Source organism: Streptomyces sp. NPDC051207, from assembly GCF_040682395.1.
In the GTDB taxonomy this organism is placed as follows: domain Bacteria; phylum Actinomycetota; class Actinomycetes; order Streptomycetales; family Streptomycetaceae; genus Streptomyces.
Genome location: NZ_JBFBAX010000024.1, coordinates 16,246 through 33,625 on the forward strand (window position 1 = coordinate 16,246; position 17,380 = coordinate 33,625).

20 protein-coding genes, 1 tRNA gene and 2 pseudogenes are annotated in these 17,380 nt (G+C 71.6%); 13 read left to right on the forward strand and 10 right to left on the reverse strand.

The window, feature by feature from the left end:
- The first annotated feature begins 117 nt into the window (after positions 1-117).
- The 9 genes and pseudogenes from AB0M97_RS22360 (at position 118) to AB0M97_RS22400 (ending at position 6,728) form a co-directional block, all read left to right on the forward strand.
- Positions 118-579 (forward strand): hypothetical protein, encoded by a 462-nt coding sequence (locus tag AB0M97_RS22360; protein ID WP_365962706.1) that lies wholly within the window; start codon positions 118-120, stop codon positions 577-579.
- Between the two features lie 19 nt (positions 580-598).
- The gene (locus tag AB0M97_RS22365; protein ID WP_365962707.1) at positions 599-769 is read left to right on the forward strand and encodes a hypothetical protein; all 171 of its coding nucleotides are present in this window, start codon (positions 599-601) and stop codon (positions 767-769) included.
- 4 nt (positions 770-773) lie between these two features.
- Complete coding sequence (gene ssb, locus AB0M97_RS22370; protein WP_365962709.1) at positions 774-1,220, forward strand: single-stranded DNA-binding protein; 447 nt, start codon at positions 774-776, stop codon at positions 1,218-1,220.
- Positions 1,221-1,310: 90 nt separating this feature from the next.
- Positions 1,311-1,742, forward strand: a pseudogene (locus AB0M97_RS22375) (DNA cytosine methyltransferase); the annotation flags it as partial.
- Between the two features lie 564 nt (positions 1,743-2,306).
- Positions 2,307-2,465, forward strand: coding sequence for a hypothetical protein (locus AB0M97_RS22380; RefSeq protein WP_365962780.1), 159 nt, complete (start codon positions 2,307-2,309; stop codon positions 2,463-2,465).
- A gap of 90 nt (positions 2,466-2,555) precedes the next feature.
- The gene (locus tag AB0M97_RS22385; protein WP_365962710.1) at positions 2,556-3,491 is read left to right on the forward strand and encodes a bifunctional DNA primase/polymerase; all 936 of its coding nucleotides are present in this window, start codon (positions 2,556-2,558) and stop codon (positions 3,489-3,491) included.
- A 331-nt stretch (positions 3,492-3,822) separates the two neighbouring features.
- Positions 3,823-4,971: a DUF3631 domain-containing protein gene (locus AB0M97_RS22390; RefSeq protein WP_365962712.1), complete on the forward strand. Its 1,149-nt coding sequence runs from the start codon at positions 3,823-3,825 to the stop codon at positions 4,969-4,971.
- Positions 4,972-5,215: 244 nt separating this feature from the next.
- Positions 5,216-5,464 (forward strand): excisionase family DNA-binding protein, encoded by a 249-nt coding sequence (locus AB0M97_RS22395; RefSeq protein ID WP_365962713.1) that lies wholly within the window; start codon positions 5,216-5,218, stop codon positions 5,462-5,464.
- Between the two features lie 10 nt (positions 5,465-5,474).
- Positions 5,475-6,728 carry a site-specific integrase gene (locus AB0M97_RS22400; protein WP_365962714.1) on the forward strand — a complete coding sequence of 418 codons (1,254 nt, stop codon included), beginning with the start codon at positions 5,475-5,477 and terminating at the stop codon, positions 6,726-6,728.
- A gap of 34 nt (positions 6,729-6,762) precedes the next feature.
- On the opposite strand, the gene AB0M97_RS22405 is transcribed toward AB0M97_RS22400, so the two are convergent.
- The 6 genes from AB0M97_RS22405 to AB0M97_RS22430 all read right to left on the reverse strand — a co-directional run bounded on the left by AB0M97_RS22405 (position 6,763) and on the right by AB0M97_RS22430 (position 9,462).
- Positions 6,763-7,065, reverse strand: a complete 303-nt coding sequence (locus tag AB0M97_RS22405; RefSeq protein WP_365962716.1) for a hypothetical protein — start codon at positions 7,063-7,065, stop codon at positions 6,763-6,765.
- Positions 7,058-7,372: a hypothetical protein gene (locus AB0M97_RS22410; RefSeq protein ID WP_365962717.1), complete on the reverse strand. Its 315-nt coding sequence runs from the start codon at positions 7,370-7,372 to the stop codon at positions 7,058-7,060. Before AB0M97_RS22410 ends, AB0M97_RS22405 begins: the two co-directional genes overlap by 8 nt.
- Positions 7,373-7,568: 196 nt before the next feature.
- Positions 7,569-7,653 (reverse strand) — tRNA-Ser (locus tag AB0M97_RS22415).
- A gap of 72 nt (positions 7,654-7,725) precedes the next feature.
- Positions 7,726-8,157 (reverse strand): tRNA adenosine(34) deaminase TadA, encoded by a 432-nt coding sequence (gene tadA / locus AB0M97_RS22420; protein WP_365962718.1) that lies wholly within the window; start codon positions 8,155-8,157, stop codon positions 7,726-7,728.
- A 59-nt stretch (positions 8,158-8,216) separates the two neighbouring features.
- On the reverse strand, positions 8,217-8,756 hold the full coding sequence (locus AB0M97_RS22425; protein ID WP_365962775.1) for a hypothetical protein: 540 nt from the start codon (positions 8,754-8,756) through the stop codon (positions 8,217-8,219).
- Positions 8,757-9,288: 532 nt separating this feature from the next.
- Entirely contained in the window at positions 9,289-9,462 is a 174-nt protein-coding gene (locus AB0M97_RS22430) for a hypothetical protein (protein WP_365962719.1), read from the reverse strand.
- Between the two features lie 171 nt (positions 9,463-9,633).
- Between AB0M97_RS22430 and upp the strand changes: the two genes are divergently transcribed.
- Positions 9,634-10,269, forward strand: a complete 636-nt coding sequence (upp, locus tag AB0M97_RS22435; protein WP_365962720.1) for a uracil phosphoribosyltransferase — start codon at positions 9,634-9,636, stop codon at positions 10,267-10,269.
- Between the two features lie 129 nt (positions 10,270-10,398).
- Here the strand turns inward: upp and AB0M97_RS22440 are convergent, their stop codons facing one another.
- The 4 genes and pseudogenes from AB0M97_RS22440 to AB0M97_RS22455 form a co-directional block, all read right to left on the reverse strand.
- Complete coding sequence (locus AB0M97_RS22440; RefSeq protein WP_365962721.1) at positions 10,399-11,040, reverse strand: LytR C-terminal domain-containing protein; 642 nt, start codon at positions 11,038-11,040, stop codon at positions 10,399-10,401.
- A 135-nt stretch (positions 11,041-11,175) separates the two neighbouring features.
- Positions 11,176-11,472 carry a type II toxin-antitoxin system VapB family antitoxin gene (locus AB0M97_RS22445; RefSeq protein WP_004943146.1) on the reverse strand — a complete coding sequence of 99 codons (297 nt, stop codon included), beginning with the start codon at positions 11,470-11,472 and terminating at the stop codon, positions 11,176-11,178.
- 426 nt (positions 11,473-11,898) lie between these two features.
- Complete coding sequence (locus AB0M97_RS22450; protein WP_365962722.1) at positions 11,899-12,486, reverse strand: HhH-GPD-type base excision DNA repair protein; 588 nt, start codon at positions 12,484-12,486, stop codon at positions 11,899-11,901.
- A gap of 48 nt (positions 12,487-12,534) precedes the next feature.
- Positions 12,535-13,003: pseudogene (locus AB0M97_RS22455) on the reverse strand (siderophore-interacting protein); the annotation flags it as partial.
- Between the two features lie 94 nt (positions 13,004-13,097).
- Here AB0M97_RS22455 and AB0M97_RS22460 point away from each other — a divergent pair.
- Genes AB0M97_RS22460 through AB0M97_RS22470 form a run of 3 tightly spaced genes read left to right on the forward strand, consistent with a single transcriptional unit; the run spans position 13,098 to position 17,217 of the window.
- Positions 13,098-15,977 (forward strand): GNAT family N-acetyltransferase, encoded by a 2,880-nt coding sequence (locus AB0M97_RS22460; RefSeq protein WP_365962723.1) that lies wholly within the window; start codon positions 13,098-13,100, stop codon positions 15,975-15,977.
- Positions 15,974-16,447, forward strand: a complete 474-nt coding sequence (locus AB0M97_RS22465) for a cupin domain-containing protein (RefSeq protein WP_365962724.1) — start codon at positions 15,974-15,976, stop codon at positions 16,445-16,447. The genes AB0M97_RS22460 and AB0M97_RS22465 overlap by 4 nt, the downstream gene beginning before the upstream one ends.
- Positions 16,444-17,217, forward strand: coding sequence for a glucose 1-dehydrogenase (locus AB0M97_RS22470; protein ID WP_365962725.1), 774 nt, complete (start codon positions 16,444-16,446; stop codon positions 17,215-17,217). The genes AB0M97_RS22465 and AB0M97_RS22470 overlap by 4 nt, the downstream gene beginning before the upstream one ends.
- Positions 17,218-17,380 lie beyond the last annotated feature (163 nt).

A 17,380-nucleotide genomic window follows, 5' to 3' on the forward strand; every position in this document is an offset into this window, starting at 1 on the left:
CGCGGCCCGGCCTATAGAGAAGTCAGGGATTTCCGGCCTGACATCACACCTGACACCCATTTCTGACTGTCAGGACCTGCCCTCTGACAGTCACGATCCGTGATCGGAGAACCGGCCGTGACCTACCTTCTTGAGCCCTACCGAGAGCACACCTCGGACACCTCGATACAGCCCCTCCAGGCCCCATCGCAGGTGCCGGTGGAGCTGTACGGCGAACGCGTCCCGGTCGTCTGGGTCCCGGACGCCTACGGCCGCATGGTTCCCATGCCCAAGCACCTCGCCCCGCCGCCCGTGCCCGTCCCGGAGCCGCGCGACCTGACCCCGCTGCCCCTGCTCGACCCCGTCGCGCAGCGCTTCGTGGGCGCCGGAGTCGGGGGCGGCGCCCTCGCCGCCGGCGTCGGCTACGGCGTCGGCCAGATCCTCAGCACCCTCGCCGGACTCGGCTCCGGCGCCCTGCTCTGGATCGCCCTGATCGCCCTCGCCTGCCGCACCCCCGCCCGCGCCGTCGCCGAGGCCCGGGGCCACACGACGGTGAACATCCGCAAGGCCGTCATCAAGCGCAGCCACTTCCACGGCTGACCGTACCGAGAGGAGCGCCGTGTTCGAGATCCGCGTCATCTGCGAGCCGGACGACGCCGACCGCGTGAGCCGGGCCCTGGCCAACGCGTTCGACACCGGCCCGGCACGTCAGTACCCGACCCGTGACGGCAAGCGCACCCGCCTCTACTTCACCGCCGACCACCGGCCCACCACATCCGAAAGCGAGTGATCACATGTCGTTCGGAGAGACCCCGATCACGATCATCGGCAACCTGACCGCCGACCCGGAACTGAAGTTCACCGCCTCTGGCCAGGCACTGGCCAAGTTCACCGTCGCCTCTACCCCGCGCATGTTCGACCGCGAGTCGAACCAGTGGAAGGACGGCACGTCCACGTTCTTCCGCTGCGCCGCCTGGCGCACCCTCGCCGAACACGTCGCCGAGTCGCTGGGCAAGGGCTCGCGGGTGGTGCTGTCCGGCCGGATCCGTCAGCACGACTGGCAGACCCCGGAGGGTGAGAACCGCTCGATGCTCGCCGTCGAGGTCGACGAGATCGGCGCCTCCCTGCGCTTCACCACCGTCCAGATCAACGGCAAGCGCACCAGCGGCGCCGCCCCGTCCGGCGACCCGTGGAACACCGGGGACAACCGCCCCGAGCCGGGCAACGAACCGCCGTTCTAGCAACGCCCGGGGCGGTCGCTCCATCTCGCCAAAGATCCGCGACCGCCCCGGCCTCCCAGTCACTACCAACAGGACCGGAGAGGACTCAGCATGCCCCCTCCTTCACCGTTGCGCATCGGATCGTTGTGCACCGGTTACGGCGGCCTGGACATAGCCGTACAGCACGTCTTCGGCGGATCGCTCACCTGGGTCGCTGACAACGACCCCGGCGCGGCCCGCATCCTCGCCCATCACCACCCCGACGTGCCCAACCTTGGGGACTTGACGGCCGTCAACTGGACGGCCGTTGCCCCGGTCGACATCGTCACCGGCGGCTATCCCTGCCAGCCCTTCAGCTCCGCCGGCAAGAGGAAGGGAACTCAGGATGACCGGCACATCTGGCCCGACATTGCCCGTGCCCTTGGCGTTTTACGACCCCGTCTCGCGGTCTTTGAAAACGTCGCAGGTCACCTTTCCCTCGGATTCGACACCGTGCTTGGAGACCTTGCCGCGCTCGGGTTCGATGCGGAGTGGCGCTGTGTACGCGCGTCCGATGTCGGCGCCGCTCACCAGCGAAACCGGCTGTTCTTCCTCGCGTGGCCTGCCGACACCGGCGGCCCGGGACTGGCGCGGCGGTGGGCAGAGGGGGCAGCTTCCCACCGCCGTCACCTCACTGCTGCCGACCCCGTCGACCTCGGAGAACACCGGGCCCGGACACGCAGCCCAGGGCGGGATGAACCTGCGGCACGTCGTCTCCCTGCTGCCCACCCCGCGTGCGTCGGCGAACGAGAACCGGCAGACCAAACGCAGTCCCTCGCAGGAAGCGGGCAAGCACGGCAAGAGCCTGGCGGCGGAGGTGGGGGAGCTGCTGCCCACGCCGACCGTCGCGGACTCGAACGGAACACGGAACCATCGGCCGGACGGGACGCCCTACGCCAGCGGGTACGGCAGGACCCTGACGGACGCGACGATGCTGCTGCCGAATCCGACATCGACTTCGGCGAGTACGGCCCGGCCGTCGCGCGCTGGGAAAGCGCCCTCGGGCGCCCCGCTCCCCGGCCAACTGACGCTCTGGGACGGCTGAACCCGCCCTTCGTCGAATGGCTCATGGGCCTGCCCCATGGGCACGTCACCGCAGTCCCCGGCCTGTCCCGCTCCGCGCAGCTCAAGGCCCTGGGAAACGGTGTCGTCCCCTTCCAGGCCATCCATGCCCTGCGGCTGCTGACGCAGGAATCCCCCGGCCGTCGTCTCGCCGACGCCGCCTAACAACGCCCGGGGCGGTCGCTCCATCTCGCCAAAGATCCGCGACCGCCCCGGCCTTCCAGTCACTTTCAACAGAACTGGAGAACACCCAGCATGACCCAACCTCCCGAGCACTGGCGAGCAGATGCCCGTGCGCGTCTGCTGGACGCCGCGCTGAACGCGGCCGGACGCGGATGGCACGTCCACCCGCTCAGGCCCGCCGGCAAGGCGCCCGCCCTGCACGGCAAGGACGCCTGCCCCCGCGCCGGCGTCTGCGTCGACGGCCACGTGAAGTGGGAACAGCGCGCCACCACCGACCCGGACCGCATCCGTGCCGCATGGACGACGGGCCCGTTCAACGTCGGTATCGCGCCGGGCCCTTCCCGCCTGCTGGTCGTCGACCTGGACGTGCCCAAGCCGGAAGAGCACAAGAGCAGTTCGGACGCGCCTGACGGCGCGGCGTCCTTTTCGGCGCTCTGCGAGCGCGCCGGACAGTCGTGGCCGACGACCTACACGGTGCGGACGCCCAGCGGCGGCATGCATCTGTACTTCGAGGTGCCGCCCGGCATCGAGCTGCACAACAGCGCCCGCACCCTCGCCCCCTACGTCGACACCCGCGCATGGGGCGGCAACGTCGTAGCCGCGGGCAGCATCACCCCCCAGGGCGCCTATGAGGCCGTCAACCGCGGCCCCGTGGCGGAGCTCCCCACGTGGCTGCTGCTGGAGCTTCAGCGGCCTGTCGCCGCTCCGGTGACGGTCGCTCCCCTCATCATCCCCGGGGAAGGCACCCGTCGAGCCACGGTCGCCCTGGAACGCGAGACCGCCGCCGTCCGGGGCGCTGGTGAGGGCGGCCGGAACAACCGGCTGTTGGAGGGAGCCCGCGCTCTGGGCCGGTTCGTCGCATGGGGCGAGATCGCCCGGGACGTGGTGGAGGAGGCTTTTCAGGCGGCGGGTGAGGCGGCCGGACTGTCCCCGGGCGAGTGCCGGGCCACCATCCGAAGCGCCCTGGACTGGTCGATCCGCACCGCCCGACCCAGGGACGCGGCATGAGGCCCCGCGGCACTGAAAAGCCCAAGTCACCCGCACAGGGCCGTCCGCGCCTGTCTGCCGCCGACCCCGATGGCAGCCGCGGCACGAAGGGCGACGGCCGCAAGGCCGTCCTTTCAGCCCTTCCCCCCGACGGCACCGACACGGTCGTCATCACCGGCATTTGCCCGGGTCTCCAGGTCCGTTTCACGAGCCCGCCGGTTGCCGACTGGCTGTGCTCCTGTGGCCACCACGAACGCGCCCGTGGCCGCACGGCCGTCATTGAGCTGACCAGCCGTGTACGCGTCTGCCACTGCCCCCACAGCACCACCTCACAGGAAGGGAGGAACGCCGCATGACCAGCACCAACCCGCCCGCCATCGACGGCGCCGCGCTGCTCGATGAGGTCGAAGCGTTCCACCGCCGTTTCAACGTCTTCCCCACCGAAGCCGCGTACGTCGCCGTCGCCCTGTGGGACGCGCACGCACACCTGCTGGACGCGTTCGAGTCCACTCCTCGCCTGGCGTTCCTGTCCCCGGAGCCGGGGTCGGGCAAGACGCGCGCGCTGGAGATCTGCGGAACCCTGGTCCCGCAGCCGATGGTGGCCGTCAACGCGTCCCCCGCCGCGCTGTTCCGTGCGGTCTCCGGGATGGAGTCCGGGCGCCCCACGATCCTGTTCGACGAGATCGACACCGTCTTCGGCCCCAAGGCCAAGGACAACGAGGAGCTGCGCGGCCTGCTCAACGCTGGCCACCGCCGAACCGGTGTCTCGTACCGGTGCGTCGGGGACGGCGGCAATCAGAGCGTGCAGGCGTTCCCCTCGTACGCGGCGGTCGCCGTCGCCGGTCTCGGCTGGCTGCCGGACACGATCCTGACTCGCTCGATCATCATCCGCATGCGCCGCCGGGCCCCCAACGAGACCGTGGAATCCTTCCGCAGCCGCCTCCACGAACCCGAGGGCCGCGCCCTGCGTGACCGGCTCGCCGCATGGGCGGACACCATCCGCAACCAGGTGCAGGACGCCTTCCCCGAGATGCCCGACGGAGTCTCTGACCGTCCCGCGGACGTCTGGGAACCCCTGCTCGCCATCGCCGACGCCGCCGGCGGGGACTGGCCGCAGCGCGCCCGCGAAGCGTGCGTCGAACTGGTCGCCGCGGCCACGGCCGGGGACAAGGCGTCCCTGGGCATCCGGCTGCTGACCGACCTGCGCGACGTGGTGTTCAACGGCGCCGACCGGATGCCCACCGCGCAGATCCTCGCCACGCTCAACGCCATGGACGAAGCGCCCTGGGCCGACATGGGCGGCAAGCCGCTCGACTCCCGGCAACTCGCCAAGCGACTCGGGGAGTACGTCACCGCCGACAACACTCCGATCAAGGCCCGCAACATCCGCACCGGAGCCGGAGTCGTCAAGGGCTACTACGCCGCGGACCTGTACGACGCGTGGAAGCGCTACTGCCCTGCGCCGAAGGAGTCCGCTACACCCGCCACCGACACCGACTGATCACTGTCTGACCAGCGGAAACGGCGTAGCGGCTGTTACCCACGTAACCCGCTACGCCCCCGCTACGGACACCCCGCAGCCGTTACAGCGCCCGAGCGCGTAGCGGCTGTTTCCGCTACATCCCGCCCTGCCGCTACGCCGGAAACAGGCTCTGACCTGCGACGTAGCAACCGTGGCGCATGTAGCGGACTTCCGGGCAAGGGGGTTTGCCCCCACCGTCGCGAGACGAAGGAGCGTCACCCGTATGGACACGGCCCACCTCGCCGACTCCATCGACCCGACCCTCGCACTGCTGACCGTCGAAGAGGCCGCCCGTCGGCTCCGCATCGGTCGCACCCTGTGCTACCGGCTCATCGGCTCCGGAGAACTGGAGTCCGTCCCCGTCGGTCGACTCCGTCGCGTCCCCGCCGACGCCGTGAACGACTACGTCGCCCGACTCCGCGCGGCCAACCGCGCCACCCTCGCCGCCGCTCCCATGGCCGACGCCGCCTGAGAGGACATCCGTGGAAGACAAGAAGAAGCGCACTCGACAGCCGAACGGCCGTTCGTCCATCTACCTGGGCAAGGACGGCAAGTGGCACGGCCGCGTCACCGTCGGCGTACGCGACGACGGCAAGCCGGATCGACGGCACGTCGAGCGGAAGACCAAGGCGGAAGTCGTCGAGGCCGTGAAGGAGCTGGAGCGGATGCGCGACGCCGGTACGGTGCGCAAGCCGGGCAAGCCCTGGACGGTCAAGGCGTGGCTGACGCACTGGATCGACAACATCGCGCCCCTCGCCGTGAACGAGAACACCATGGTCGGCTACGGCGTCGCCGTACGAAAGCACCTGATCCCCGGTCTCGGCGCTCACCGGCTCGACAGGCTGAAGCCGGAGCACATCGAGACCTTCTACGCCAAGATGCAGGCGAACGGCAGCAGGCCCGCGACCGCCCACCAGGCGCACCGCACCTTCCGGACCGCGCTCAACGAGGCGGTACGGCGCGGCCACCTCGCCCAGAATCCCGTACTGCTCGCCAAGGCGCCGCGCGTGAGCGAAGAGGAGATTGAGCCGTACACCGTGGAAGAGGTGCAGCGCCTGCTGCGTGCCGCCGCCCGCCGGCGGAACTCCGCGCGGTGGGCCGTGGCGCTTGCCCTCGGGCTCCGACAGGGCGAGGCACTGGGACTGAAGTGGTCGGATGTCGACCTGGACAACGGTGTACTGCTGGTCCGCCGGAGCCGTCGGCGCCCGCGCTACGCGCACGGGTGCGGTGACACCTGCGGACGCAAAGCCGGGTACTGCCCGCAGCGTCAGCGGACGAACCCGGAGACCGCCGACACGAAGTCCCGCGCGGGCCGACGCGCCGTCGGGCTCCCTCCACAGCTTGTGGACATGCTGCGCGCACATGAGCGTCAGCAGCAGGCCGAGCGCGCGGCGGCCGGGGAGAAGTGGACGGATGAGGGCTGGCTCTTCGCCACGGAGACAGGGCGCGGAACTTCCCCCCGAACGGACTACGACGACTGGAAGGAGCTGCTGAACTCCGCGAAGGTGCGAGACGGCCGTCTGCACGACGCGCGGCACACGGCCGCCACGGTGCTGCTGATCCTCGGCGTGTCCGAGCGAGCCGTCATGGGCCTCATGGGGTGGTCGACGACGGCCATGGCGGCGCGGTATCAGCACATGGTCGACACGGTTCGCCGGGACATCGCGCGTCAGGTGGACGGGCTGATCTGGAAGCCGGACGACGGGGAGGCCGGGGCGCTTGCGCCCGTCCGCTGAGTACCGAGGGGTAGGGCTTCCAGGCCCTGCCCCTCTAGTTGACGGCCTTGCCACCCAAGAGGCCAACCATGGCGCCGAAGCCCAAGTTGGCGAGGGTGGAACAGGTATCCATCGCCGACTTGGCAGCCTCTGTCGGCTTCTCGACGAAGATCCCGATGTACAGGCTGGCCGTGAGCGTGAGCACCGTTATGACTGCCACACAGATGAAGACCAACTTGAAGTGGGGAGTCACGGTAGTAACCGCCGGTGCGACGGCTTCCACCGGTGTGCCCTGTTCTCCTGTTGGTGTGGGGTTAGTGGTCATGTCCGACGTGGCGCCCGCGAGGCTTTCACTCACTGTCCTCGCCCCCTGTGACGGTCTGGGCGCGGTGTGTGAGTCCGCCAGGCTGATTCTTGGAGCTGGTTTCGAGTGCTCCCGCGCTTCCCGCGGCTCTTTCGGCAAGTAGCGCCTCAAGGGCTGCGCGTGCTTCAGCAGCCGTGGCGCCGCTCAACTCAACACGTTCACCGTCGACCTCGACGATCATAGATGTCTTTCGCGGGCGTCGGAGGATCGATCCAAGGATGCCTCGGAAGGCTTCAGTCGCCGTGACGGCGACGAGTGTTCCCGCTGTTGAAGCAATTAGGCCGATCACTTCCGGATCCATGATTCGTCCCCCTCAGGCATCCCGCCCCCTGCGTAGCGATCACCGACTGAGATTGTCCTCGCTCACCGCTTGGCATGCGCCCGTTTTGGCTATCTGGAGTGTCTGATGATGTAGAGCCACACAGCAACTGAGACGGAAACTGAGACGGAAACGCGCGAAGGGTCCGGCTCGATGAGCCGGACCCTTCGTCTACCTGCGGTAGCGGAGGGATTTGAACCCTCGGTGACTTGCGCCACACTCGCTTTCGAGGCGAGCTCCTTCGGCCGCTCGGACACGCTACCGAGGGAGACCCTACCCCAAGGTGGGCCGTGCTTTGAAATCAGATTCGGGGATTCCCGGGGCGCACGGGAGGGTCAGCGGGCGCGGAAGAAGTCGGTCAGGAGCCGGGCGCACTCCCCGGCGAGCACGCCCTCGATCACCTCGGGGCGGTGGTTGAGCCGGCGGTCCCGTACGACGTCCCACAGGGAGCCCGCCGCGCCCGCCTTCTCGTCGCGGGCGCCGTAGACGACGCGGTCCACGCGGGACTGCACCAGCGCGCCCGCGCACATCGTGCAGGGCTCGAGGGTGACGACCAGCGTGCAGCCGGCGAGCCGCCACTGCCCCACCTCGGCGGCGGCGCGCCGCACCGCGAGGACCTCGGCGTGTGCTGTCGGATCGCCGGTCGCCTCGCGTTCGTTGTGCCCGGCGGCGAGGACGGTCGTGCCGTCCGCGGCCAGCACGACGGCGCCGACGGGGACGTCGCCGCCCCGGCCGGCCTGCCGGGCCTCCTCCAGGGCGAGCCGCATCGCGGCCCGCCAGCGGTCCCGGACTGGGTCCGGGAGCTGTGCCGTGATGTCGTTCTCGGTCAGCGGACGGTCTCCAGCACCTCCGAGGCGCCCAGTGCCTCGGCGATCTCGGTGAGCGCGTCCTCGGTCAGCGAGCGCAGCTCCTTCTCGGTGACACCCAGGTCCTCCAGGACCTGCGCGTCGCCGACGGGGCCGTGCGGCATGCCCTCGGCGGAACCGGCGCCGGCGGCGGGGTCGTCCGCCTCGTCGTCGTCCGGTTCACCGTCCTCCGTGCCGTCGAGGTCCAGGGCGTCCAGGTCGGGGGCGTCCTCACCGGGCTCCCGGCCGAGCAGTTCGTCGGTGAGCAGGATCTCGCCGTAGCTGCTGCGGGCAGCGGCGGCGGCGTCCGACACGTAGATCCGGGGGTCCTCCTCGCCGTCCACACGGACGACACCGAACCACCCGCCCTCCTGCTCGATCAGCACGAGCACCGTGTCCTCGTCGGGAGAGGCTTCCCGGGCCAGGTCGGCCAGATCCGACAGGGTTTCCACATCGTCGAGCTCTGTGTCGCTCGCTTCCCACCCGTCTTCGGTGCGCGCGAGCAGTGCGGCGAAGTACACCGTGACTCTCCCACTGGTCATAGGCGTGCCGGTTGGGGGTCCCCCCGGCGGAGGTTGCGGGCGGGGCGTGCTCCTCCGAGCCCCACCCACTCGGAATCGTGGCAGAAACATGGCGCCCAGGGGACGTCTTCGGCTCCCTGTGTCCGGCAGTTTTGATCGCGGGTCACCGATCGCGATCCGTCCTGCCTTCGCCGGCACGCAAGTTGCCGCCACCTGCGGATCGTACGCGGCCGGTGCCCCGGTCACGCGCGACCACTCACCGGAACGTCGGCGCGGCATGTGGTCTTCCCGTGATCTGCCCGCGTGTGTTCCTCACCTGTGCCGGATCTGCTCCGGGCCTGTTCGTCACCTGTTGTGGCCCGGCTCGGGCCTGTTCGTCACCTGTCGCGGCCCCTTGCGGACCCGTTTGTCATCTGTCATCCGTTGTGGCCCGCTGCGGGCCCGTTCATCGCCTGTCGTGGCCCGCTGCGGGCCCGTTCGTCACTGGTTCCGGACAGCTCAGGGCCCGTGGGGAACGATGTCGTCGCCGGATCTACCAGCGGAACGTCCGCATGCGCATCGCGTGCCGGAGCCTGGCCGCCTTGGCCCGGCGGGGCTGCACGCGTTCGCGCAGCTCGCGCGCCTCGGCGAGCTCGCGCAGGAAACGGGCCCGGCGCCGTCGGCGCTCGGCGTCCGTCTCGGGGCCGGTCCGCCCGAGCGACGGCATCGGACCGCCCGTCGGTGCGTTCCGTTCGGCTGTTCGCGGATTGTGATCGGCTCCGCGGTCAGGCAGGTCAGGCATCGGCACACCACCCTCGTCCGTCCCTTCCACTTTCCCCCGGACGGGCGGTTTGACGCCAGCGCGTAGCAGTCGGTGGGCGCGGTTACTGTTGGGGACATGCGTCTCCACGTCGTCGACCACCCCCTGGTCGCCCACAAGCTCACCACGCTGCGCGACCAGCGCACCGATTCCGCGACCTTCCGCCGGCTCGCCGACGAACTGGTCACCCTGCTGGCCTACGAGGCCACCCGGGACGTGCGCACCGAAGCGGTCGACATCAAGACACCGGTCGCCGAGACCACCGGCGTCAAGCTGTCCCACCCGCGCCCGCTGGTGGTGCCGATCCTGCGGGCCGGGCTCGGCATGCTGGACGGCATGGTCCGGCTGCTGCCGACCGCCGAGGTGGGCTTCCTCGGCATGATCCGCAACGAGGAGACGCTGCAGGCCTCCACGTACGCCACGCGTATGCCGGAGGACCTCTCGGGGCGTCAGGTGTACGTCCTGGACCCGATGCTGGCGACCGGCGGCACGCTGGTCGCGGCGATCCAGGAACTCATCAGGCGCGGCGCCGACGACGTGACCGCCGTGGTGCTGCTGGCCGCCCCCGAGGGTGTCGAGGTCATGGAGCGCGACCTGGCGGGCACGCCGGTGACGGTCGTGACGGCGTCCGTGGACGAGCGGCTGAACGAGCACGGCTACATCGTGCCGGGGCTGGGTGACGCGGGGGACCGGATGTATGGGTCGGCCGAGTAGCGGGGTGGCCGAGCAGCCGATGGGTCGTGTGACCGACTGGCTGAGTGACCGGCCGGCTGCCTGATCGGCCGGCCGCCTGGCCGAGTGGTCGGCCGGCCGATCGGCGGCCTTGTCGTTCTGCCGCGCGGCTCAGCAGCCCTTGTTCGACGCCGTCGGCGTGGGCGCGGGTGCCTTCAGCTTCGTCAGGGCCTTCGAGGCGTCCGCCTTCGGCGTCAGCGTCTTGAAGGCGTTGCCGATGATCAGGTCCACGTCGGCGCCCTTGCGGGCGGCGTCGGCGCGGCGCTCGGCGGTGGTGAGCTGCGTGCCGAGCACGGGCAGCGAGGTCTTCAGGGCCGGGGTCGGGCCCAGCAGGATGCCGGTGCCCTTGACCTTCTTGTCGTACTGCTTGGACGCGTTGCCGACCGTGCCGATCCGGAAGCCGCGCTTCTTCAGCTCGTCCGCGGTCTTCTTGGCGAGACCGGCGCGGGTGGTGGCGTTGAGGACGTTCACCGTGATCTTGCCGGGCGCGGGGAGCGCGGCCGGGGCGACCCCGCTCGGCGAGGCGCTCGCCCTGGGGGAGCAGCCCTCGGGGGTGCCGGCCGCGGAGGCCTCGTTGCCGCCGGTGAAGACGTCGATGAGCTGCAGCGTGCCCCAGCCGGTCAGGCCGAGGGCGGCGACACAGGCGACGGCGACGACCGCCAGCCTGCCGCCCCGGCGTCGCCGCATCCGCGGGTACTTGTCCCCCGTGATCCGGTACTGGCCGCCCAGGCCAGGGGGAGTCAGCATGCTCATGAGCGCAGCGTAGTGCGATCAAGCGGCAATGCCTACTAGATGATCATTCGACGCCGCTCAGTCCAACCCGAAAGGGTCAAGGGCGAAGCGGGGAGGGCGAAGGCGAAGCCGGGAGGTCGAGGGGGGCGGGCGGACTCAGTCCAGCTCCAGTACGCGCGCGTGCAGCACCTGGCGCTGCTGGAGGGCCGCGCGGACGGCGCGGTGCAGGCCGTCCTCCAGATAGAGGTCGCCCTGCCACTTCACGACGTGCGCGAAGAGGTCGCCGTAGAAGGTCGAGTCCTCGGCGAGGAGGGTCTCCAGGTCGAGCTGCTGCTTGGTCGTCACGAGCTGATCGAGGCGGACCGGGCGCGGCGCGACGTCCGCCCACTGCCGGGTGCTTTCCCGGCCGTGGTCGGGGTACGGCCGGCCGTTTCCGATGCGCTTGAAGATCACACGGAAAGCCTACCGGTCAAGACGTTCCGGGCGCAGCCATGGCGAGCGAGTGTGACGCCCAAAAAATCACCGGGAACCCGGTCATACGGGAAGTGCGAGCCCGGCCCGACATGAGCGCCGGATCGGCGCGGGCGCTGTGCACAGGCTGTGGACAAGGTGCGGGTCCGGCGGGGCGCGGCCGCTCGGGCGGGTGCCCGTCCCCGGACGGCGCGAAATGGGGAACGGAAGACGCCGGTCGGTGTTGACGCACCCGCCGCCGCGGCCGTCGATCCGCGGGCAGTCGTGCCGCTGGGGCGAATGGGGGTCCCCCGGGCTCGGGCGAAGTCGAGAGAGTGGGGAGGGCGGGGCGCGGCGGCAGCCTGTCGGCGCCGGGCGGCCACGCAACCCTGTGACGGTCACTCCCACACCTCGCGCCGGTGAACCGCCCTACCCGCCGGAGGCCCTCTTGGCCGCCGCCTTGAGCTCCTGCTTGTGCGCCCGCACCTTCGCCAGCGACTCCGGCCCCGTGATGTCCGCGACCGAGCGATACGCCTTCGGCTCGCCGTACGCCCCCGCCGCCTCCCGCCAGCCGGACGGCCGCACGCCGAGCTGCTTGCCCAGCAGGGCGAGGAAGATCTGCGCCTTCTGCTTGCCGAACCCGGGCAGCTCCTGCAACCGCTCCAGCAGCTCGGTTCCGCTGTCCACCCCCCGCCAGACGGCCTCGGCGTCACCGTCGTAGTGCTTCACGAGGTACTGGCACAGTTGCTGGATCCGCTTGGCCATGGACCCCGGATAGCGGTGCACGGCCGGTTTCTCCGACAGCAGCGCGGCGAAGGCCTCCGGCTCCTGCGCGGCGATGTCGTGCGCGTCCAGGTCGTCGGCGCCGAGCCGCCGCGCGATCGTCGCCGGCCCCTTGAACGCCCACTCCATCGGCACCTGCTGGTCCAGCAGCATGCCGACCAGCGCGGCGAGCGGACTGCGCCCGAGGAGTGCGTCGGCCTCGGGGTCCTGGGCGAGGTGAAGGGTGACGTCCATGCGCCGATCATCCCGCGCCGGGCGGGCCGGCGCTCGCCGTGCGGCGGCTCAGGCGGCGCCCCAGTAGCCCAGCGCGCGCACCCGCTGCCCGGGCAGCTTCAGCTCCCTGCGCACGTACGCCGCGAGAGTCCGCGTCGTCGCCGTGTCGCAGGCGATCCACACGTACGGGTCCGCGCCGCCCTTCAGCAGGTCCGGCAGGGCCGCCTTCACCTCGGTGACGAGCTGCGCCCCCGCGTCGCGGCGCGGCACCCGCCGTACGTCGTGGAGGTCCGGGTCGGTGAGCAGCGGCGGCCCGTCCGTGTCGCCCTCCAGCCAGATCGTCAATGGCGCGGAGCCCAGCGCCCAGCAGGGGGGTGAGGGCCGGCAGGGTCGCCGGGTCGCCGACGGCGACGAGGTGCGACGGCCCGGGGTCCGACCGCGTGAAGCCGGTGCCCTGGACGGCCGCCTCGACGCTGTCGCCGGGCCGCGCCGACCGCGCCCAGTCGCCGGCGCGGCCCTCGTGCAGCGCGAACTCCAGGAGCCCGCCCACGCACCATGCGCCTTGACCCTTCGCGTACGATTCCGCCACAGCTGCTTGCTTAGGCAAGGCTTACCTAAAGGAGGGGTGCAGGGTGGCCGCCGAGATCTACCGCGATTCCTGGGGAATCCCGCACGTACGCGCGGACAGTCCCGGCGAAGTCGCCCGTGCCCAGGGCCGCGTCACCGCCCGTGACCGCGCCTGGCAACTGGAGGTCGAGCGGCACCGGGCGCAGGGCACCTCGGCGTCGTTCCTCGGGGCGGAGGCACTGCCCTGGGATCGGTTCGCGCGCCGCGCCCGGCTGGACGACACCGCCCGCCGCTGCTTCGCCACCCTGGAACGCGACGACCCCGGGACGGCCGACTGGGTCCGCGCGTACGTCGACGGCGTCAACGAGGGCCTCCGGGCCGGGGCCTGCGAGGAGTTCACGCGGGTCGGGCTCGCTCCCGGGCGCTGGGAGCCGTGGACGCCGCTCGGCGTGTGGATCGCCACGCACATCCTCTTCGCCGGGTTCCCGGCCAAGCTGTGGCGCGAGCACGTCACCCACCTGCTCGGCCCGGACGCCGTAGGCCTGTTCGCCGCCGACGGGCCCGGCACCTCCGGCAGCAACGGCTGGCTGGTCTCCGGCGCCCGCACCACGACCGGGCACGCCGTCATCGCCGGAGACCCGCACCGCTTCATCGAGGACCCGGGCGTCTACCAGCAGATACGCCTGTCCTGCCCGGAGTTCGACGTCGTCGGCCTCGCCGTCCCCGGCGTCCCCGGCATCGCCCACTTCGGCCACACCGGCACGGTCGCCTGGGCCATCACCAACGCCATGGCCGACTACCAGGACCTGTACCGGGAACGGCTGCGGCGCACGGGCACCGGCATCGAGGCACTCGGCCCGGACGGCCGGTGGCGACCCGCCGCCCGGCACGTCGAGGTGATCGAGGTGGCGGGCGGGGAGCCGGTCGAGGTGGAGGTCGTGGAGACGGAACGGGGGCCGGTGATCATTGGAGGGCCCGAGGACCCTGGTGCCGAGGATCTCCCCGACGCCGCGGACCACTCCGGTGCCGATGCCGAGGGCCTCCGCGACGCCGCGGACCACTCCGGTGCCGAGGGTCCCCCCGACCTCGACCCCGAACCCGCCCCCGGTGGGCTCCCGTACTCCACCGCCATCACCCTCCGCCACCCGCCCCGCGTCACCGCCGACCTCGGCTTCAGCGCGTTGCTGCCGCTGCTGCGGGCCCGTCGCGTCGCCGACGTGGACCGGGCCGTCGACCGGTGGGCGGAGCCCGTCAACGTCGTGCAGGCCGCCGACACCGAGGGCGGCGTGCTGCACCGCGTGGCCGGCCGCGTGCCCGTGCGCCACGAGGCCAACCGCACCCGGCTGGTGCCCGCCTGGGAGCCCGGGTACGAGTGGCGTGGCCTGCACGACATGCCGCGCGCCGGGCTGACCGACGGCATCGCCGTGATGGCCAACCAGCGCGGCCCCGCCGCCCCCCTCGGCGTCGAGTTCGCCCCGCCGCACCGCGCCGACCGCATCGCCGCCCTGCTCGCGGAACGGGACCGCTGGTCGGCCGCCGACATGCCGGCGATCCACATGGACACGTATCTCGCCTCGGCCGCGCCGCTGCTGGACCACCTGGCGGAACTCGCCCCGGACGGCCTGACCCCCGGAGCCGCCGCCCTGCGGGAACGGCTGCTGCGCTGGGACCGCCGGATGGACGCGGACAGCACCGGCGCCGCGGAGTTCGCCGCGCTGCGCGGCGCGGCCGTACGGCGGCTGGCGGCCGAGCAGGCCTTCGCGGCGCTGGCCGACCCGCCCCCGTACCCGGAGATCTTCCGGCCCTGGCTCGCCCTGCTCCCGCGCATCGGCTACGCGCTCGAACACCTGCTGCGCGCCGAGGAGCTGTACGGCATCGACCGCCGGGCGGTCGTACGCGCGGCCCTGGAAGAGACGGCGGCGGAGAGGGAGACGGCCACGGCAGCCGTAGCCCCCGCCGTCACCTGGGGCGACACGCACCGGCTCGCGCCCTGGCGGGCGGCCGCGCCGCGGACGCCGTACGACGAACCCCGACTGTCCGGCGACCACGACTGCGTCCTGTGCACCTCGGCCGTGCCCGGCCTCACCGACCTCGCCGCGCGCGGCCCGGCCGCCCGGTACGTGTGGGACCTGGCGCGCCGGGAGGACAGCCGGTGGGTGGTGCCGTTCGGCGCCTCGGGCGTGCCCGGCTCGCCCCATCACCGTGACCAACTCCCCCTGTGGCTCAGGGGGGACCTCGTCCCGGTCGTCACCGACTGGGACCTGCTCGAGAAGGAGCCAGATGAGATGAATGAGCAGGATGAGACAGGTGAGATGGACGAGACCGGTGAGAGACCGACGTCCGACCCGTACGCCTCCCGCACCGCCGTCCACGAGGAGCGGATCGACGGATTCGGAACCGTCCGCGTCCTGCCGCTGGACGCCCGGGCCGACGCCATGGTGCTGCACGGCTGGGTCAGCGAAGAACGCGCCTCCTTCTGGGGCATGAACGGCCTCACCGCCGGCCAAGTGGCGGACATCTACGCCCACATGGACACCCTCGACACCCACCACGCCTACCTGCTCGTGAAGGACGGCCGACCCGTCGCCCTGCTCCAGACCTACGAACCGGACGCGGACCGGGTCGGCGAGTGCTACGCCGTCGAGCCCGGCGACATCGGCATCCACCTGCTGCTCGCACCCCCCGGCCCGGACGGCGCGCGGCCCGGCTGGACGTCGGCGCTCACCCGGGTGGTCACGTCGTACGCGCTGCTGGGGCTGGACCGGCGGCGGATCGTGGTCGATCCGGACGTCCGCAACGGCAAGGCGATCGCCCGCTTCCTGCGGCAGGGCTTCACGCCCGGATCGGAGGTCGTGCTGCCGGAGGTCGACCTGCCGGACGTGTACCTGCCGGAGAAGAAGGCACACCTGGCTTTCCTCACCCGGGAGGTAGCCTTCCCCGGATGAACCCCGAGGACCTCGTCGCACACTACGGACTCGAACCGATCCCGCGCGAAGGCGGCCTGTTCCGCCGCACCTGGGCCGGTCCGGAGCGGCCGGACGGCAGGCCCGAGGGGTCGGCGATCGTCGTGCTGCTGACGGCGGACGACTACTCGGCCCTGCACCGGCTGCCCACCGACGAGATCTGGCACTACTACCTCGGCGACCCCCTGGAACTGCTCCTCCTCGCCCCCGACGGCTCGTCGCGGACGGTGGTACTGGGCCCGGACCTGCGGTCGGGACAACACGTCCAGTTCACCGTCCCGGCCCGCACCTGGATGGGCGGACGGGTCGCCGCGGGCGGCGACTGGACGTTCCTCGGCTGCACGATGGCCCCCGGCTTCACCTACGAGGACTACGAACACGGCGACCCGGCGCACCTCACGGCGCGTTATCCGTCCGAGGCCGACCGGATCGCGCGACTGTGCCGCACATGAACACCGCGGGACTGCTCGACGGACAGGTCGCCCTCGTCACGGGCGCGAGCGGCGGCATCGGCCGGGGCATCGCCCTGCGCTTCGCCGAGGAGGGCGCGGCCGTCGCCGTGCACTGCCGTACGGCGGTGGCGGCAGCCGGTGACGTGGCCGACCGCATCCGCGCGTCGGGCGGCCGGGCCGTGGTCCTGCGGGCCGACCTCACCGACGAGGACGCCTGCCACCGCCTGGTCCACGAGGCCGCCGACTGGGCGGGCGGCCGGCTGACCGCCCTGGTCAACAACGCGGGCATCCAGCCCGTCGCGGACCTGCCCGGCATGACGGCAGCCGAATGGCACACCGTCATCCACACCAACCTCTCCTCCGTCTTCGCCTGCACCCAGGCCGCCGCCGGCCTCATGCGCGCCCAGGACGACGGCGGCTCCATCACCCACATCGCGTCCATCGAGGCACACGCCCCGGCCTCGGGCCACGCCCACTACAGCACCGCGAAGGCCGCGGTCGTCATGCACGCCCGCGCGGCGGCCCTGGAATACGGCCCGCACGGCATCCGCGTCAACACGGTCTCCCCGGGCCTCATCGCCCGCGAGGGCCTGGAGGAGGCCTGGCCGGAAGGGGTACGGCGATGGCGCCAGGCGGCCCCCACCGGCCGCCTGGGCCGCCCGGAGGACGTCGCGGACGCGTGCGTGTTCCTCGCCTCGCGTCTGGCGTCGTGGGTGACGGGTCATGACCTGGTGGTGGACGGGGGAGTGTCGGCGGGGGCGGGGTGGTAGGGCCGGACGGGGGGCCGGTGAGCACTGGTGAGCAGGAGCGCTGTCGCGTCCGTACACCTCCGTGCGGCACCCTGCGCTTCACGAACCCCGGGGACGGGACGGTCCTCGACCGAGTGCGGCGGCATCTCGCCCTCATATCGGCGCGCCCCGGACCCAGCCAGTC

Excerpts from the sequence above, each read along its gene's own strand:
- ssb (WP_365962709.1), top strand. The coding sequence starts at position 774 with ATGTCGTTCGGAGAGACCCCGATCACGATCATCGGCAACCTGACCGCC.
- AB0M97_RS22380 (WP_365962780.1), top strand. The coding sequence starts at position 2,307 with ATGGGCCTGCCCCATGGGCACGTCACCGCAGTCCCCGGCCTGTCCCGC.
- AB0M97_RS22385 (WP_365962710.1), top strand. The coding sequence starts at position 2,556 with ATGACCCAACCTCCCGAGCACTGGCGAGCAGATGCCCGTGCGCGTCTG.
- AB0M97_RS22390 (WP_365962712.1), top strand. The coding sequence starts at position 3,823 with ATGACCAGCACCAACCCGCCCGCCATCGACGGCGCCGCGCTGCTCGAT.
- AB0M97_RS22395 (WP_365962713.1), top strand. The coding sequence starts at position 5,216 with ATGGACACGGCCCACCTCGCCGACTCCATCGACCCGACCCTCGCACTG.
- AB0M97_RS22410 (WP_365962717.1), bottom strand. The coding sequence starts at position 7,372 with ATGGATCCGGAAGTGATCGGCCTAATTGCTTCAACAGCGGGAACACTC.
- tadA (WP_365962718.1), bottom strand. The coding sequence starts at position 8,157 with ATGCGGCTCGCCCTGGAGGAGGCCCGGCAGGCCGGCCGGGGCGGCGAC.
- AB0M97_RS22430 (WP_365962719.1), bottom strand. The coding sequence starts at position 9,462 with ATGCCGTCGCTCGGGCGGACCGGCCCCGAGACGGACGCCGAGCGCCGA.
- upp (WP_365962720.1), top strand. The coding sequence starts at position 9,634 with ATGCGTCTCCACGTCGTCGACCACCCCCTGGTCGCCCACAAGCTCACC.
- AB0M97_RS22440 (WP_365962721.1), bottom strand. The coding sequence starts at position 11,040 with ATGAGCATGCTGACTCCCCCTGGCCTGGGCGGCCAGTACCGGATCACG.
- AB0M97_RS22450 (WP_365962722.1), bottom strand. The coding sequence starts at position 12,486 with ATGGACGTCACCCTTCACCTCGCCCAGGACCCCGAGGCCGACGCACTC.
- AB0M97_RS22465 (WP_365962724.1), top strand. The coding sequence starts at position 15,974 with ATGAACCCCGAGGACCTCGTCGCACACTACGGACTCGAACCGATCCCG.
- AB0M97_RS22470 (WP_365962725.1), top strand. The coding sequence starts at position 16,444 with ATGAACACCGCGGGACTGCTCGACGGACAGGTCGCCCTCGTCACGGGC.